Here is a 17,199-nt window from a genome sequence, read left to right on the forward strand (position 1 = left end):
CCAAACTAACAAATACGCGGCAGTGGCTCATCCAACGGCAGATCCAGTCGGCGCGAGACACCAAATGCGCCGCATAAACGCACTTGCTGGCGTTCAGTTACCTGACCGATAACTGCCGCATCTTTCCCCAGCGGATGACGATGTAATTCGGCCAATACGGCATCTTGCGCGGCGGGTGACACCACCAGAACCAGCTTGCCTTCATTGGCAAAATTAAGTGCATCCAACCCCAGTAATTCGCAAATACCGCGCACTGCCGGTTTTACGGGCAGATCGGATTCGTTGATCTCCATACCGCAACCGCTGGCAGCAGCAAATTCATGGAGGATCGCCGTCACGCCGCCACGGGTAGCATCACGTAACGCCCGCACACCGGGAATACTACGCAGCGGGGCGATCAACGGAGCCAGTAAGGCGCAATCGCTAATAAGCTCGGCTTCCAGCCCCAGTCCTTCGCGCAGATTCAAAATGGTCGCACCGTGATCGCCTAAAGTACCACTGACAACGATCCGATCACCGGCACGGATCATCGCGGTTCCCCACTGAATATCGGCGGGGATCACACCAATACCGGTGGTATTGATAAAGATCTTATCCGCCGCACCGCGCTGCACCACTTTGGTATCACCGGTGACGATCTGGATACCCGCCTGCCGTGCGGTGACCGCCATTGATTGCACAATGCGTTCAAGAGAGGCCATTGGCAGCCCTTCTTCCAGAATAAAGCCGCAGGAGAGATAGCGCGGAGTCGCACCACTGACCGCCACATCATTAGCGGTGCCACATACCGCCAACTTGCCGATATCGCCGCCGGGGAAGAAAATAGGATCAATCACATAACTGTCGGTGGATACCGCCAGCCGATCGCCCTGTGCTGTCAGATCCGCCAGCGCGATACGCGCCTGATCCTCCCGTTCATTCAACATTGGATTAGAAAATTCCGCCAGAAACAGGGATTCGATCAAGCTTTGCATTGCCCGCCCACCACTGCCGTGGGCCAGGGTGATTTCTTTTTTATTCATTATCGTTATGACCTGATGATTTATTTTGCTCACTATCGATATAAATAGTAGGCGGCGCAGGCCCCTTCAGAGGAAACCATCAACGCGCCAAAGGCATTGTCTGGTGTACATTCACCACCAAACAGTGAGCATTGATCGGGTTTACAGCGCCCGGTTAATACCTCACCGCAACGGGATCGCGGATCATCTGCCACCCGCTGTTGTTGCGGCTTGAAGCGTAATTCTGCATCAAAAGCCATATAGGCCGGGCTGAGCTGTACGCCGGAATCGGCTATCTCACCCAAGCCACGCCACTCACTGCTGACTTTTGGCGTGAATACGTCTGCCAATGCCTGTTGCGCCAGTAAATTACCGCCGTCCGGCACGATACGGCGGTACTGGTTTTCCACCGCACAACGCCCGCTGACCATCTGCTCAAGCAGCATCACCAGCCCCTGTAAAATATCCAGCGGTTCAAAGCCGGTAACCACCAGCGGTTTGTTAAATTGATCACAAATAAAACCATACGGTGTGGTGCCGATCACCATGCTGACATGGCCGGGAGCCAGAAAGCCGTCGATGCGCACATCCGGTTGCTGCAATAGGCTGCGTAAGGTAGGAATAATGGTAATGTGCTGGCAGAACAGTGTGAAATTGGTCAGCCCCAGCCGTTTGGCTTGTTGTAGGGTTAAGGCACTGGCGGGCATGGTGGTTTCAAAACCAAGGCCGAAAAATACCACTTCCCGATCTGGATTGCGCTGTGCCAGGGTCAGGGCATCCAGCGGAGAATAAACGACACGAATATCTGCCCCGCGCCGCTTGGCATCCAGCATCGAACCGTTGCGCCCCGGCACTCGCATCGCGTCACCGTAAGTGCAGAAAATCACCTCCGGATGGGCAGCAATTTCCAGACAACTGTCGATACGCCCCATCGGTAGCACACAAACCGGACAGCCCGGTCCGTGAACAAACTCCAGCCCATCCGCTAGCAGTTGATCGAGGCCAAATTTGAAGATCGCATGGGTATGGCCGCCGCACACTTCCATAATTTGCAGCGGTAAACGTTGTTGATCTGCGATCTGCGGTAATAAATGTTCGATCCATTGCAATAAGGCACTGACCAACGCCGGATCGCGGAATTCATCAACGTAGCGCATTGCTGGCCTCGCTTGCTACATCAGCATCCAGATCCAACCCGACAGCCTGCATATGTTCAAGGGCCGCCAGTGTCTGTTGCGCTTCTTCTTCGTCGAGCAGGCTCATAGCAAAACCGACATGCACCAATACCCATTGGCCCAGCAATGCTGCTGGTGTCTCGTCACATACCAGCGCGATATTAATTTCACGCTTAACACCACTGACTTCCACCCATGCCAGTTGGTGAATATCTTCACCCACCGCCACAATTTTACCGGGTACGCCTAAGCACATCGCTGTGCCTCCAGCCATTCCAGCCACAGCTCCATTCCCGCACCGCTACTGGCTGACAACGCAATTACCTGAATATCAGGATTGACCTGACGGGCATAGGCAATGCACTGGTCAATATCAAAATCCAGATACGGCAACAGATCTATTTTATTGATAATCATCAGAGTGGAGGCGGCAAACATATGTGGGTATTTCAGTGGTTTATCTTCACCTTCGGTCACCGATAATACCGCGACTTTATGGCGTTCACCCAGATCAAAACTGGCCGGGCACACCAAATTACCGACATTCTCAATAAACAGCAGGCTCCCCTCTATAAGATCCAAACGGTGCGCGGCATCATGCACCATCTGCGCATCCAGATGGCAGCCTTTGCCGGTATTGACCTGTATTGCCGGTACGCCGGTGGCGCGAATGCGTTCGGCATCATGGGTGGTTTGCTGATCACCTTCGATCACCGCACAAGGCACCTGCCCGCTAAGCCGTTGCAGGGTGGTGGTTAACAAGGTGGTTTTACCTGAGCCGGGACTGGAGACCAGATTCAGCGCCAAAATATGTTGTTTGACAAAATGCTCACGATTATGACGAGCCAACTGGTTATTTTTACTCAACACGTCTTGCTCGATTTGCAGCAAACGGCGCTGGCCCATCCCCGGCGCATGGCTGCCCGCCTCACCCTGACCATAATGCAATCCTTGTTGATCGGCATGTACCTGCGGCACAAAGGGTTCAGTTTCTGGCTGTGGCATCGTCACCGATTCAGGCGCTTTGCCGTGGTAGTGATGATGAACATCGCCCTGATGGTAATAGTGGTGGTGGTGAACAATGACCGGCTGCGTGCCTTTGGCGACATATTTATGTTTATGCTGAGTCTGTCGCGGCGGGGCATCGTTAGGGTGATCGTGGTGATGGCCGTCATCGTGGTGATGGTGGTCGTGAGGATGATCATGATGATCGTAGTGGCTATCGTCGCCTTCGATGTTTCTCTCGCCGCTGGCACAGCCACAAGTCGTACACATAGGAATTCACTCCTTCAGGATTATTCCACTTCTATCTGTTTTACCTGCAAACTGTTGCCATTCTCCACTTGCAGAGCATGACTGCCACAATGCGGGCACCCGGCATCGTGCCGTTCAATCGGGACACTGGCGCTGCACTGCCAACACCAGGCTTGTGCCGGTAAGTAGTGGATATGCAGTTGGCAATTGGCGGCCAAAGTCTGACGGCTGGCGGCATCAAAACTAAAACGCAATGCGCCCTCCTCAATACACGAGAGCGCGCCTATCTCCAGCCATACCGCCGTTATTCGTTTGGCACCGTTGAGCCGTGCCTGTTGTTCAATTAACTCCAGCGTGCTGAGACATAAACTGATTTCATGCATGCTGATTATTCATTTGGCTTACTTTATTAAACCAAGCTCGCCGCCGTGGATTGACCGGGGCATCGACGTCCATTACTGGCAGCGACAGCACCATAAGCGCACTTTGCTCCGCCAACCTCAGCGCTTGCTCTGCGCCAAGTGAGCTTTCCAGCGGTGACATCAGCGAACGGCTCAAATACTGGCCGCAACCGGCAATTTCGCTGACGGTAAAACCGATGGTACCGCAGGGTAATGCCAGCATCAGGCGCTCACCTACCACCCGGCGTTGCCAAGTCTGCTGCGGCCCCGGTAATACCACCAAGCTCAGCATCCACGGGGTCAATAACGCGCCAAGCCATTGCTGCTCAAATAGCTGAAATCCGCAGGCGCGCAGTGGAATGTTTTCGCGGTAAAACGGCAAGCCGCGCATCTCATCGGCGGCTATCTGGCCGAATACCTGTTCCAGCAACGCCGCCGGATGTTGTTCATGGCCCACAATGACTTCAGACATGATTTTTTTCTCGCGCCTTGAGGGTAATGCCGCTGACACGCAATGCCGCCAGAATCTGTTCCAGTGCCGGTTCAATCGCCCGCGTTACCGTTGGCGTCAGGCCGATATGCGGTGCCAGCGATTCCGGTACCACACCGACCAGTGTGAGCTGACGCGGGAACTCATCGGTCAGTTGCAATGCCATTAATACATCGCATAACCCCAATTGATGGGGCGAGACTTTGCGGCTAAACATCGCCGGGATCGCTTTATCACGCAGCACCGCAACGCTGCCCGGTGGCTGCCCGGTCAACACCGCATCAGCGACAATCAAATGCGCGCGATCCGCCATCGCTTCCATCAGTTCCAGACCGGCGGTACCGCCATCTAGCACCTCAACACCCGGTGGGATGTGAAACCGTTGCTCCAGCGCTTCGACCAGACGCACCCCCACCGCTTCATCGCTGAGTAATAAGTTACCTATACCTAATACCAAAATCCCCATCACAGCACCTTGACTTTGGTCACTTCGTTGCCCGTTGTGTCAACAATATGTACAGCACAAGACATACACGGGTCGAATGAGTGAATAGTTCGTACCACTTCCAGTGGTTTGGCAGGGTCAGCCACCGGCGTCCCCACCAGCGCTTGCTCGTAGGGGCCTGGTTCATCGTGATAATTGCGTGGTCCGGCGTTCCAGGTGGAGGGTACCACCGCCTGATAGTTGGCGATTTTACCGTCTTTGATCACCACCCAGTGCGACAACATGCCGCGCGGTGCTTCTTCAAAACCGACACCACGGATTTCGCCGGTTAACGGGATATCCGGCTTGATAAATGTTTCCACGTCACCGGTACCGATATTAGTCACCAGCGCCATCCATTGCTGGGCCAGTGTTTCGTGCAGTACGCAGCAATGCACTGCGCGGCCAATGATGCGGCCCAGTGTCGATGGCAGTTGATCTTGGGTAATGGTCTGCCCGCTCAGTGTTTGATAGGCCGCACCAATATCGCTGAAATGCTGTTTAGTTGGCCGATGACCCGCCGCCAGACCGCACATCAGCCATGCCAGCGGCCCGACTTCCACCGTTTTGCCGTAGAAGGTCGGCGCTTTTACCCAGGAATATTTGCCGTCTGCTTGCCAGCCGGTGTAATTCGGGTTGGTTTTACCCTCCCAGGGTGCTAGCGGTTCGTCGTCCTGATACCAGGCGTGTTTGCCGCTTTCGGCAATGCCGGTGATCAGGTAAGGATCATGGTGATTAGCAATCGGCCGGAAGGTGCCATTATCCAGATAACCACCCGGCAGCAGGAAGGTTTCACCTCGGCGATCGGTCGGCAGCTCCGGCACGCTGAGGTAGTAATCAGCCCCTTTGCCCAGATTGAGCCAACCCGGATAATGGGCGGCGATCACCGCCGTATCCACCTTATAAACCTGCTCGATAAAACTGCCCAAGCGGTCGATAAAGGATTTCACCAACATCAGGCGCTCCAGATTCAGCACACTAGGCATATCCAGATTGATGGGGTTTGCCACCCCACCCACCGCCAGATTCTGGATGTGCGGCGTTTTGCCCCCCAGCACCGCCACAATACGGTTAGCATCGCGCTGGCATTCCAATGCTTGCAGATAGTGCGCGACCGCAATCAAATTAACCTCCGGTGGCAGCGCCATCGCCGGATGACCCCAATAGCCGTTGGCGAAAATGCCTAACTGCCCGCTGGCCACCAGGTCTTTGATTTTCTGTTGTACGCGGCTGAACTCTTCCGCGCTGTTCAGCGGCCAGCTCGACAGCCCGCTTAGCATCGCCGCCGCCTTCTGTGGCGAGGCTTGCAGCGCAGAGGTGATATCTACCCAGTCCAGCGCCGACAGTTGATAGAAATGCACAATATGGTCATGAATGCTGTGCGCGGCCAGAATCAAATTGCGGATATGTTGCGCATTGACCGGCACTTCCATCCCCAGCGCGTTTTCCACTGCGCGTACCGAGGCAATGGCGTGAATGGTGGTGCACACGCCGCAAATGCGTTGCACAATCATCCAGGCATCGCGCGGATCATTGCCTTGTAAAATCTCTTCCATGCCACGCCACATGGTGCCGGAGGACCAGGCTTTAATCACTTTACCGTCCTCAATTTCGCAGTCGATCCGCAAGTGCCCTTCAATTCGGGTGACGGGATCAATGGTGATGCGTTGGCTCATGTTTTACCTCTGTCTGATTATTCTTATGTAACTGGCCGTGAGCAGGCAGCACCGGCAACAGCCGAATCAATAAAATGTAGGCACAGACCTCAATGGCGACGAAGCCGATGGAGATCAGGATTTCACTGGTGGTGGGGAAGTAGTTGTAGCCGCCGCCGGGGTTAAAGGCTAATAACGAGTAATTGAGCCGCCATAGCGCCGCGCCCGCAATCATGCACAGCGCCCCGATAAACAGTAAGCGGCTGTCTTCTCTGGCGCGCCGAATGCGAAAGATCACTAGCGGTAAGCTCATCAGCACGATCTCAGCCCAAAAGGCGATGGCATAGCGGTCGAGATGCCACAAGTATTCCGTCTTGTGGCGCACCACAATCTCACCGAGGCGTAGCAACACAAATAGCAGCAGAAACACATCGATGATGGTGGTCAAACGGGTGAATAATGGTGCTTCATTAGCGCCCCGCCCACGTAACCCAGCCTGTACCAGTGAGCCTTCGAAGATAACAATGGAGAAGCCCAGAATGGCGGCGGTCAGCAATGAAAATAGGGGTAACATTTCATAGCTTTGCCACAGCGGATGGATCTTCGCTCCGGCTGCAATCATCAATGACCCCATCGAGGACTGGTGCATAGTCGGCAGTAGCGCCCCCAATGCGATGACGAAAAACATCACTTTATTCAGTATCTTAAGCGATATTTTCCACCCGAGCCGTTCAAACAGCGCGGGGGCAAATTCCAGTGCCATCACGCCGATGTAGATAGTCATACAGACGGCGGTTTCAAACAGCACCGAATTGACATTGAAGTAGCCGGGGATAAAAAAGTACGGCAGGTTCCAGTAGCGGCCCACGTCGATGGTGATCGACAGCCCTCCCAACGCATAACCAAATAGGCTGGCGAGCAGCGCCGGGCGCACCAGCGGGTGATATTCGCCTCGGTTAAACACGTAAACCGCCCAGGCCAATGCCCAGCCACCACAGGCCAAACCGGTGCCCACCAATAAGTCGAAAGCGATCCAGATCCCCCACGGGAAGCCGCCGTTCAGATCACTGACCGATCCCAGCCCCAGTACCAAACGTTTGACAATCAACAGCGCGCACAGCACCACAAAAGGCGCTAACAGCATCACCGGCCAACTGACCAGCCGCCCACCCAGTGGGCTGGATTTATGCATGGTCATCTGGACCGTCCTTTTTATCCTGCGAGTCGCCGTCACTGTTTTTGCGTTCATCGCGGGTATTGCGATGCACCAACGCCGTCACACCTGCCAATACCGCCAGCGGCAGGATCATGCCTTTATACAGCGTATGCTGGACATGTTCGGAGCGCGCGCCAGTGGCCAGTTCCGCCAGTGGTGGCAAATCGAGTTTCTCGGCTGGAATAGCGGTCAGAACCAAGACCTGGGTGCCGCCGCCCTCTTTCTCACCATAAACATGCGGTTCATAGTGAGCGGCCGGATGCTCGTAAGTGTCGTTGGCACTGAGTGTCTGACGCGGGAAGCGGGCGTTCTCACCCGGTTTCAAGGTCAGCCGCCGTTGTGCTTCTGACAGCAACGCTTCGCGGGTACCGAATATCACCGCGCCAGTCGGACAGACCTCAACACAGCCGGGCAAGCCGCCTTTATCCAAGCGCTCGACCCCTTTCTGATTGCACAATTCACATTTATGGATCTTGCCAAAGGGATGGTCGTAATCGTATTTCGGTACATTGAACGGGCAACCGACCATACAATAACGGCAGCCGGTACAGACATTCGGGTCATAGTGGACGATGCCGGTTTTGGCATCTTTGCGCAGCGCGCTGACCGGGCAGACAGACACACAGTTGGCATCAACGCAGTGCATGCATTGCTTTTTGATATAGGCGTAGCCGTCCTCCAACTGATCTTTATGCACACCCGTGCCACTGGTCCACACCTGAATAATATTATTGGTATAGGGACTGAGTTTGTCGTTGTTTGACCAAATAGCGTCGCCGCCAGCATAGGTTTCGCCATGTTCGGCAAACTCGCTGTGATTGATCTCCTGGCATTTACTGACACACGCCTGACAGCCAACACATAACGTCGAGTCATATAACATGCCCAGCGCGCCAGGGATCGGTAGCCGGTTTTGTACCTCGGCTTGCGTGCGAGGAGAAAACCCCGCCAGCAATACACCGCCTGAGGCTAATTTGAAAAAGTGACGTCGGTTCACGGCTATTCCTCCCGCGATGAGTGATCGTCATCTTTACGGCGCTGCTTCTGTTGCCGCCCCAGTTCGCGCACCGTCATCAGGCTGACACCGGCCACCAATCCCACCACGCCACCGAGTAATGCGGTGGCCGTCGTGGAGATCTCCCCGCCTTCCGGGTTATGAATCAGGGGTTTCTCAGCACGCGGCGTAGGGTTTTCAACATTGGCCAGCTGCGCGATGCCTTTGGTGAAACCAATTCCTTCTTCATTGCAGCCGTAACAAGGATGACCAATGCCGACCGGCCAGATGCCACCGCCGACATCGCAAAACTCCAGTGTCGGACAGTTGCCATAGGTTTCCGGCCCTTTGCAACCGAGATGATAAAGGCAAAAACCCTGGCGATGACCTTCGTCGCCAAACTGGCGGGCAAAGCGACCGGCATCAAAGTGCGGGCGGCGCTCGCAGTTCTCATGGATCAGGCGGCCATAGGCAAAGGTAGGCCGGTTCTTGCTATCCAGAGCCGGAGGGCGCTGGAAAGTAATGATATGAGCCACCGTCGCCAGGAAGTTGTGGGGGTTGGGTGGGCAACCGGGAATATTAATCACCGTTTTACCCGGCAGTGCATCCTGCAAGCTGACCGCGCCGGTCGGGTTGCCGCCAGTGGCTGGCACGCCGCCCCAAGCGGAGCAAGATCCAATCGCAATAATCGCTGCCGCATGTTCCGCAGCGTCACGGATATGCTCAACAATAGGTTTACCCGCCACCATGCAGTAAATCCCACCGTCTTTCAGCGGAATAGAACCATCCACCACCAGAATGTATTTCCCGTTGTACTGCTCGATGGCCCGGTGTTTATTTTCTTCTGCCTGCTCACCAAATGCCGCCGACAGCACTTCGTGATATTCCATTGAGATAACACTGAGCAGTAGATTCTCAAGGGTGGGATGGGTTGAGCGTAACAGTGATTCGGTACAACCGGTGCACTCCTGAGCGCCAATCCAGATAACCGGTGGCCGTTGTGGTGAACTGACCGTATTGGCAATTTCCGCGGCCGCTCTACTGCTAAGACCCATGGTGGCAGCCAGTGCTGCACAAAGTTTCATAAAATCACGACGGTTAACGCCATGCTGGGAAAGCATGTTTTTCCCCCTGTCATTATTATTATATTGTCCACATACCCGATACTAACGACGGGCATATCCCTACAAAAAGAATGGCTTCTTGTTAACAGTTTGTAACTTTGGACATTTGATTAAGTTGATCTTTATCAATGGATAATTGATTGATTTAATCAGGGGGAATATCTGTGAACTAAAACCGTTTCAGCAAAATATTTTAATTGCCATGTAATAGAAAATCTGTCAAACGGGAATCGGATAGATACAGATGGAATTGAATATCATTAACCCCTTCATAAAGACAACCTCAGTAACTTTACTTAAATATTAATTATTTTAGTTAGTTAACTAAAAATCAAACTTTCGTATCACATGAAAATGAAACCAAAAAAAGCGTAAACATAAATAACAAAGCGCACTTTATAATTAATTAAACGGCAACAGAGACTCATAATGATTAAGTTGGGTAAAATAAGATTTTTATCAATTTCATTAATTTTAAGGGTTTCAACGTCCTGTTTTGCCATTTTTAAGGGTAAATCTTAATGTTAAAAAATGGATCACCTCAAAATGTCGATCAAAAAACAACCAATATGAATTAATTGTATATTTTGTATATGAATCAATTTATTGCTAAATAAGTCGTGCTATGATTGCGTTACCGGTCAAGATTCAACCGGTTATGTGGCTAGCAGCGAACACCGCTGCAATTTCAAGTAGGAAGGGATAACCCAAACTAATTGGAGTTGCAGGTAGGCAGCAAACGAGCGAATCCCAATGAGCTGACCCTTTGTCAGTGACTTGGGTGAGTAAGCGCAGCGAACACCGCTGCAATTTCAAGTAGGAAGGGTCTATATGATTAAACCATTCATTGTTGTTGCTATCGCCGTCGCCACACTCAGTGGTTGTGCCAATAATAATACCCTTTCGGGCGACACCTTCAGCAGTTCTCAGGCTGGACAGACCCAAACCGTGACTTACGGTACCCTGGTTTCTGTGCGCCCGGTGACGATTCAGGGTGGAGATGGAAATAACATTGCAGGTGCTGTTGGTGGGGCAGTTGTCGGTGGTTTTCTGGGTAACACCATTGGCGGAGGTACCGGACGCCGTCTCGGCACAGCCGCAGGTGCCGTTGCGGGTGGCGTTGTCGGCCAACAAGTCCAAAGCATGATGAACCGCAGCAGCGGTGTTGAACTGGAAGTCCGCCGTGATAACGGAACCACCTTCCTGGTTGTTCAGGCTCAAGGAGTGACCCAATTCCATGCTGGCCAACGTGTCACCATCGCCACTAATGGCAATACCGTCACTATTACCCCGCGTTAATGGCCTATCCATAAAAAAACACCGTCCAGCCCTAGGTTCGAGGGTAGGCTGGACGGTGAAAAATACGAACGCAACTATTCGGCTTTCTTCGCTGCCGATTTCACTACATTCTCTCCGTGATTACCAAAGAACTGATACAAGGTGTCTGAGGCTGTTTTGGTTAACACCATAATCTCGATACGGCGATTTTTAGCCGCCAGAGGCTCGGCCGGATCCAGTAACATCTGATCCGCCATCGCATTGATTTGTAATACACGCGCTTCGCTTAGCCCACCTTTTACCAACGCTTTATGCGCCATTAACGCCCGCTCACCAGACAGGTTCCAGTTGTTGTACAACACCTGATCACGGTAACGGGAAGCATCAGTATGGCCGGTAATAATGATTTTATTATCCATTTCATTAAAAGCTGGTGCCAATTCCGCCAGCAAACGGCTGAAGAAAGGCGTCAATACTGCACTACTGCGCTGAAACATATCGCGCTGTTTATCATCCTGAATCAGAATGCGCAGCCCTTGCGGTACCACCTCCATTTGCAGATTAGATTGTGCATCGTAGGCAGAAGTAATTTGCATAATGATGCGCGATAACTCCTCCATTTCTTGACGTGACTTATCCACCACCTCTTCCAGCGACTGCTCTGGCTCCGGCACCTCGATAGCCAGATTGCTTTTGGTTTCTTTAGCTTGCTCCTTGCCATCAATGCTGTCAGATAATTTGCCGCCGCCACTTTTACTTTTAGACGGAATCGAAATAAAGGATTGCTGGGCGAAAAGGGTTCTGCCATTCAGTTGCGCCACAATTTCTTGTCGCTCCTCTTCTGATACCACACCAACAATCCACAGCACCATAAACAGCGCCATCATCGCGAGGGTAAAATCGGCAAAAGCCACCTTCCAGGCACCAGAATGCCCACCACTGTGCCTTTTTCTAGCGGCGCGTTTAATTATGGTGGTTTGGCCGCCTCGGGCATGACTTCTCATTATGCGCCTGCCATCGTTAACTGATTAATCCAGGAGTCCAAGGTGGCAAACGTAGGTTTGCTGTCCAGTGGCAGCATTTTACGACCGGCATCCACCGCCAATAGCGAAGGTTTACTGGCCACATGATTAACCAGCACCATGCGAACACACTCAAAGAATGCCAGCTTCTTTTTCATCTCCTGTTCCATCGCATTGGCCATCGGATCCATCAGGCAGTAGCAGATAAACACACCGAGGAAGGTGCCAACCAAGGCCGCCGCCACTTTGACGCCGATCAGCGCAATCGAACCGTCAATGGACTGCATGGTAATGATAATGCCCAATACCGCAGCACAGATACCAAAACCGGGCATGGCTTCTGCGGTACGATGGAATGAGCGCGACGGAACCAACAGTTCCTCTTCAACGGCGGATAACTCTTGTTCTAATATCCCTTCCAACTCGTGTTGGTTAATTTTCCCCATTGCCATTAAGCGGAAGTTATCCGAGATAAATGTCACTAAATGGTGATCTTGTAAAATAAGCGGATAACGTTGGAATAATGGGCTATTAGCTGGCACTTCAATATGTTCATCAAGGCGCTTCAAACCACCTTCATCGACCATTTCGAGCAATTCATAGAGCAGCATTAATAATTGCTGTTGAAACTCAGCGGTATATCCACTCTTACGGGTAACCGCAATCATTTGTAGCCACATTTCTTTTAATACATAGCCGGGATTGGCTAATATCATGGCACCGATACCTGAACCAAAAATAATGATGATTTCCCCTGGCTGCCAGAAGGAAGATAATATTCCGCCTGACATAATATAACCACCAATTACACATACCATAATGACCAATAGGCCAAATAACTTCTGCATAATACCCTCGATAATTTAAAAAAATGATTTAATTTTTTGTGCTAATTTTTTATTCAGTTGGCAGATGCGCGCTTCGGTTAGACCTAATATCTGCGCAATCTCTTTCATACTCATTTCTTGCTGGTAATAAAGATGCAGGATAATTTTCTCTCGTTCTTCCAATGAGGCAATGGCCTGATTCAGATTATCTTCAATAATAATATTCTCTTCCAGAGCGCGACTTTGTAAGGCATCAGTTGGCGTTTCTAATGAGAGTATTTCGTCCAGACTCTCCATAGCACCGGCACTTTCTAATAACAGGTATTCCTGATATTCATCTGCGGTGAGATGTAACTCGGTTGCAATTTCCGCAAAGCTCGGTTCATGACCCAATCGCCGGGCTATTTGTCGTATTGCCTCATTGGTTTTGTGCGTTTTTTGTCGTAACCTACGTGGCCGCCAGTCATGTTCCCGCAGTTGATCCAGCACCGCACCCCGAATTCGATGGACGGCATAAGCAGCAAACTGCCCATCAGGGTGACCGTAGCGGCGCAGTGCCTCTAATAGCCCCATCAGTGCAATTTGCTGCATATCCTCCTTGCCGATCACACTGTCCACCTGAAAAGAAAGTTGCCTGACGATGCGTTTTACCAGTGGCAAATACGCTTCCAGGTATTTCCCTTCTTCCACAGGCGTCAGTGCGAGATTATCGTTAATATCCATTATTGCCATAGTGATTATTGGAAGACCATTCGGCTGATGACCACATCGTCAAAGGGCATCGGCGCATTTAATTTTTCAAAGTCTTTCTTATATTCACTCATCAACTGGCGGCGTAAATCGACAATAGAAGTATGGCGTACGGCCTGATAATCCATACTGGAAAGTAAATTAACTGTAGCCGCCTGAATAACAGGTACCATTGCAATCACTTTCTTAATATCATTATCATCACCGGTTGCCACGCCCAGCTCTAACTGCAAATAACGCTCGGTTTTATTGTCTTTCAGCGTAATAATCATATTTTTAATTTCAACAAACTGAACGGATTTATCACCACGCACAAATGACTTACTGACAACAACCGGTTGACGGTTAAATTTATCCTGAATAATTTCACGACCAAATAATGCAACTGCGGCCACGAAAATTGACAATAGCAATATCCACATTTTCAAAGAAAATGTTTTTTTCTCGGTGTTCATTAATAGTCCTTTATACGGTTATGAGGAGCGTACCGTCGTCGGTGCTCGTGCCTACTTGAGTCTCAATATGCAGTGCTGCCAAAATATCGGGTTGCTGTTGCTGATCCTGCCGTTGCTGCTGTTGCTGCTGTTGGCTATTCGCCGATATTTGTACCTCGACAGTTGCACTATTTTGCCCGATTAACGTTTGGCGCAACTCGGCGCTGGTTTGTTGTAATGCGCGGTAAACATCACCCTGACTCGCATTAATGTGAACCTGTAATTTTCCTCCTTCCATATGCAGTGAAATATCAATTTTCCCCATATCCGGTGGGTCTAAGCGAATAGTGGCATGCTGCACTTTGCTCTCAATCTGCATTTGCAGGCGCTCCCCCAGTACAGTACGTAACTGCTGCGACCACTCTTTAGGGCTGTTAGCCAGGTTGAGTTGGCTCTCCATTCGAGGGACTGCCACTTCATTACTGCTATTGGTGGTATTGCTCAATGCTGCTGGCATCACCGCGCTTATCCCCTCGGGCTGAAGACCAATACCCGGCAGGCTTTCAGCGCGGGTTACCGCAGGTTGTGCCATTACCTCCAGATTCGGACGGGCTGGTATCAACGAATTTATTATTGGCGATGATTTATCTTGCGTAACCTGGTCCATAACAACCGGCGGTGGCTCTATCGTCAGATGGCTATCCACTGCATGCGGAAAAGGCACAATAGTCACTGGCGGCGCAGTTTGCGGCGGCGTTTTCTGCCCATGAAACTGCAACAATACATCAAGCAGTTGCTGGTTCTGTTCATCGGTTGGTGGCTGCATGGTCACATCACTCGCAACGTTGTTACCATCAAACCGGGCAATCAAATCCATCACCACCGCCGGCCGCAACGAGATAGGCTGATGTGGCTCCCATACCTGCAACAGCACATCATCAAATGCCGTCAGAGAGTGTAAACCACCTTCATCGGCATTGCCGTCGATCGGCGTACTCCCCGCATCCGTTGCCCGTTGGCTGCCCACCTGAGCAAAGCCCGTTAATGTGATCACCTCGCTCCCTCCTCGCGCGCCATCTCCTGATAGGCAGCAATGGCTATCATCGCATAGGCGGTGATACCTTCTTGCCGGTTACGTCTATTCTCCATATCTGCTTTAAGGGTTAGTTGATATGCCTGACAACGTTCTAGAGCGCGTTGGTGACTGTGCTTTAACTTTCTCAATAGTTGAGCTTCAGCGGGCAGTATTTCCTGATCCGCGATGGCACTCAGCATTTGAGCAACACGGTCATCCAACTGCTGTAAATGTGCCCAATTTTGCTGTTGACTCGCACAATCCAACTCCATAGCCAACTCATCAGCGACAGAAATAATGGTCATATTAATGTTTCATTCCTTCCCAGCCTTGATATAAGGCAGATAAAATACCTTCTACTTCAGAAATAATTTCAATAGAAAGTTGATTACTTGCCTCATATAAACGGTAAACACAATATTCATAGAGTTTGCTAATAGTGATAGATAAATCACCACCGTCTTCATAATTAAGTACACTGGTCAAGCCATTAAGAATGTTAATACATTTGTTAATACTCTTAACTTTAAGTTCATAACGTCCGGCGTCAATATGCCCTTTAGCCCGGATTAACTCATCCTTTAGACCATCAAATAGCATCATGACCAGTTGATGTGGTGTTGCCGCTGCGGCCTGAATAGCAATATCTGTCTGTTGATATAATCCTACCGTCGGTTCTTTATACATATCTCACTCTCTTTATCTCTTCTCTTTTTCAGGTTTAAACAGTTCCAGGGTAGAGGTCAACTTGGTGATTAAATTATTTATTTTACTAAACTTCGTTAAATTAGCTTCGTACGAACGCTTATGATCAGCCTTTATAGCCTCGATATCACTATCAACACTTTTAATATCTCTGGCCAATCGGTCATTATCTAGTTTAAGTAAACCTGAGGTGGAGTCTATATAAGGTTTTAATGCATCGCTTAACTTATCGATCAATCCATCTTTAGCATTAAAAAATTCACTGAAATGTTTGCTGTCGGTTTTCAAGACTTCATTCAGCCTCTTACTGTTGATGAGTAATTCCCCATCTCGCCCTCTATCAATACCAAAAGAAGCAATATTCTTTCCATCAACAGAATATTTGATAATTCCATTTAACATTACATTGATCGCATTGGCATTGGATACCGAGGAGGAAGATTCGGTTACTTGTTGCAGCTTATTAAACGTAGCAATAAACGTTTTAACTTGCTCTTCACTGGCTTCAGTGTCTGTTGCCACCGTCACACCAACCACGGTATTTTCTTGCTTTAATTGAATAGAAATACCTTCAATAGCTTTATCCAGAATATTACTATCATGCGTTATTTTTATGCCTGACGTTTTTGCGCCTAACCAAACCAACGCATCTTGTCCTTCAACAATTTTTTTGGCGGTGGCGCTAATTTTTGCGGCTAAATCAGTAAGATCAATTTTATTAGCGGCACCACTTTTATGACTGTTCAAGGTCAATACAACCTCACCGCCGGTACGAACCAGCGTGGCACTTACCCCTTGCCCGTCGCTATTTTTAGCATTATCACTGGCATCATTAATCGCATTAGTCAGCTCTTCAATGCTATTGACTGCGGTAAGATCAATTGTCAGGTCAAGGCTACCCACTGATAACGTGATATCTCCCTGTGCCGCTTTCAGGGCATTATTATCAATACGCTCTAATGCCAGATGATCTGTTTTCGCCAATTTTTCGATAAATAAATCATACTGACCTTTCGCGGCTTTAGCTGTGGCGCTGACATTAATCGCCTTATCATCACTACTGGTTGCCTTGACTTGCAGTAGCCCATTGTTGCGTTGGTTTACTCTATTCAGGGTGGAACGAAAATCTGTCACCGCCGTTTCTAATTTATTAACATCGGCTTTTTGGGCGCTAATCTGTTTTTTCTGGTTTTCTAACTTAGATTCTCTTTTGGCAAACATTTTATCTGCGCTGAGTGTGGCCATTCTTTCTGCATCAATCTCTAACATGATATGTCCTCGTGTTTTATATCTGTTTAAAAGCAAAATACATGC

20 protein-coding genes are annotated in these 17,199 nt (G+C 50.2%); 1 reads left to right on the forward strand and 19 read right to left on the reverse strand.

What is annotated here, in order from left to right; all coding sequences use genetic code 11:
* Window positions 1–5 precede the first annotated feature (5 nt).
* Genes hypE through hybO form a run of 11 tightly spaced genes read right to left on the reverse strand, consistent with a single transcriptional unit; the run spans window position 6 to window position 9,791 of the window.
* On the reverse strand, window positions 6–1,022 hold the full coding sequence (gene hypE, locus AEP37_RS05995; protein WP_049611331.1) for a hydrogenase expression/formation protein HypE: 1,017 nt from the start codon (window positions 1,020–1,022) through the stop codon (window positions 6–8).
* Window positions 1,023–1,054: 32 nt separating this feature from the next.
* Window positions 1,055–2,158, reverse strand: a complete 1,104-nt coding sequence (gene hypD, locus AEP37_RS06000) for a hydrogenase formation protein HypD (RefSeq protein ID WP_049611334.1) — start codon at window positions 2,156–2,158, stop codon at window positions 1,055–1,057.
* Entirely contained in the window at window positions 2,145–2,432 is a 288-nt protein-coding gene (gene hybG / locus AEP37_RS06005) for a hydrogenase maturation factor HybG (RefSeq protein ID WP_049611337.1), read from the reverse strand. The genes hypD and hybG overlap by 14 nt, the downstream gene beginning before the upstream one ends.
* On the reverse strand, window positions 2,423–3,451 hold the full coding sequence (hypB, locus tag AEP37_RS06010; protein ID WP_049611339.1) for a hydrogenase nickel incorporation protein HypB: 1,029 nt from the start codon (window positions 3,449–3,451) through the stop codon (window positions 2,423–2,425). The genes hybG and hypB overlap by 10 nt, the downstream gene beginning before the upstream one ends.
* 20 nt (window positions 3,452–3,471) lie before the next feature.
* Window positions 3,472–3,813 carry a hydrogenase maturation nickel metallochaperone HypA gene (gene hypA, locus AEP37_RS06015; protein ID WP_049611341.1) on the reverse strand — a complete coding sequence of 114 codons (342 nt, stop codon included), beginning with the start codon at window positions 3,811–3,813 and terminating at the stop codon, window positions 3,472–3,474.
* On the reverse strand, window positions 3,806–4,303 hold the full coding sequence (gene hybE / locus AEP37_RS06020) for a hydrogenase-2 assembly chaperone (RefSeq protein WP_049611344.1): 498 nt from the start codon (window positions 4,301–4,303) through the stop codon (window positions 3,806–3,808). The genes hypA and hybE overlap by 8 nt, the downstream gene beginning before the upstream one ends.
* Window positions 4,296–4,787 (reverse strand): HyaD/HybD family hydrogenase maturation endopeptidase, encoded by a 492-nt coding sequence (locus AEP37_RS06025; protein ID WP_049611347.1) that lies wholly within the window; start codon window positions 4,785–4,787, stop codon window positions 4,296–4,298. The genes hybE and AEP37_RS06025 overlap by 8 nt, the downstream gene beginning before the upstream one ends.
* Window positions 4,787–6,481, reverse strand: coding sequence for a hydrogenase 2 large subunit (hybC, locus tag AEP37_RS06030; RefSeq protein ID WP_049611349.1), 1,695 nt, complete (start codon window positions 6,479–6,481; stop codon window positions 4,787–4,789). Before hybC ends, AEP37_RS06025 begins: the two co-directional genes overlap by 1 nt.
* On the reverse strand, window positions 6,459–7,658 hold the full coding sequence (gene hybB, locus AEP37_RS06035; protein WP_049611351.1) for a Ni/Fe-hydrogenase cytochrome b subunit: 1,200 nt from the start codon (window positions 7,656–7,658) through the stop codon (window positions 6,459–6,461). Before hybB ends, hybC begins: the two co-directional genes overlap by 23 nt.
* Window positions 7,645–8,673, reverse strand: a complete 1,029-nt coding sequence (gene hybA, locus AEP37_RS06040; RefSeq protein ID WP_049611353.1) for a hydrogenase 2 operon protein HybA — start codon at window positions 8,671–8,673, stop codon at window positions 7,645–7,647. The genes hybB and hybA overlap by 14 nt, the downstream gene beginning before the upstream one ends.
* Window positions 8,674–8,675: 2 nt before the next feature.
* On the reverse strand, window positions 8,676–9,791 hold the full coding sequence (hybO, locus tag AEP37_RS06045; protein WP_049611356.1) for a hydrogenase 2 small subunit: 1,116 nt from the start codon (window positions 9,789–9,791) through the stop codon (window positions 8,676–8,678).
* An 834-nt stretch (window positions 9,792–10,625) separates the two neighbouring features.
* Here hybO and AEP37_RS06050 point away from each other — a divergent pair.
* Window positions 10,626–11,093, forward strand: coding sequence for an outer membrane lipoprotein (locus AEP37_RS06050; protein WP_049611359.1), 468 nt, complete (start codon window positions 10,626–10,628; stop codon window positions 11,091–11,093).
* 74 nt (window positions 11,094–11,167) lie between these two features.
* On the opposite strand, the gene lafU is transcribed toward AEP37_RS06050, so the two are convergent.
* Genes lafU through fliD form a run of 8 tightly spaced genes read right to left on the reverse strand, consistent with a single transcriptional unit; the run spans window position 11,168 to window position 17,154 of the window.
* Entirely contained in the window at window positions 11,168–12,076 is a 909-nt protein-coding gene (gene lafU / locus AEP37_RS06055; protein ID WP_049611362.1) for a putative lateral flagellar export/assembly protein LafU, read from the reverse strand.
* On the reverse strand, window positions 12,076–12,942 hold the full coding sequence (gene motA / locus AEP37_RS06060) for a flagellar motor stator protein MotA (RefSeq protein WP_049611365.1): 867 nt from the start codon (window positions 12,940–12,942) through the stop codon (window positions 12,076–12,078). The genes lafU and motA overlap by 1 nt, the downstream gene beginning before the upstream one ends.
* 15 nt (window positions 12,943–12,957) lie before the next feature.
* Window positions 12,958–13,644, reverse strand: a complete 687-nt coding sequence (locus AEP37_RS06065; RefSeq protein ID WP_156168537.1) for a FliA/WhiG family RNA polymerase sigma factor — start codon at window positions 13,642–13,644, stop codon at window positions 12,958–12,960.
* A gap of 14 nt (window positions 13,645–13,658) precedes the next feature.
* Window positions 13,659–14,126 carry a flagellar basal body-associated FliL family protein gene (locus AEP37_RS06070; RefSeq protein WP_049611371.1) on the reverse strand — a complete coding sequence of 156 codons (468 nt, stop codon included), beginning with the start codon at window positions 14,124–14,126 and terminating at the stop codon, window positions 13,659–13,661.
* A gap of 10 nt (window positions 14,127–14,136) precedes the next feature.
* On the reverse strand, window positions 14,137–15,159 hold the full coding sequence (locus AEP37_RS06075) for a flagellar hook-length control protein FliK (RefSeq protein ID WP_049611374.1): 1,023 nt from the start codon (window positions 15,157–15,159) through the stop codon (window positions 14,137–14,139).
* Complete coding sequence (locus AEP37_RS06080) at window positions 15,156–15,485, reverse strand: hypothetical protein (RefSeq protein ID WP_049611376.1); 330 nt, start codon at window positions 15,483–15,485, stop codon at window positions 15,156–15,158. The genes AEP37_RS06075 and AEP37_RS06080 overlap by 4 nt, the downstream gene beginning before the upstream one ends.
* Window position 15,486: 1 nt before the next feature.
* The gene (gene fliS / locus AEP37_RS06085; RefSeq protein WP_049611379.1) at window positions 15,487–15,867 is read right to left on the reverse strand and encodes a flagellar export chaperone FliS; all 381 of its coding nucleotides are present in this window, start codon (window positions 15,865–15,867) and stop codon (window positions 15,487–15,489) included.
* A 12-nt stretch (window positions 15,868–15,879) separates the two neighbouring features.
* Window positions 15,880–17,154, reverse strand: a complete 1,275-nt coding sequence (fliD, locus tag AEP37_RS06090) for a flagellar filament capping protein FliD (protein ID WP_049611382.1) — start codon at window positions 17,152–17,154, stop codon at window positions 15,880–15,882.
* Window positions 17,155–17,199 lie beyond the last annotated feature (45 nt).

This window comes from Yersinia pekkanenii, assembly GCF_001152565.1.
Lineage (GTDB): Bacteria > Pseudomonadota > Gammaproteobacteria > Enterobacterales > Enterobacteriaceae > Yersinia > Yersinia pekkanenii.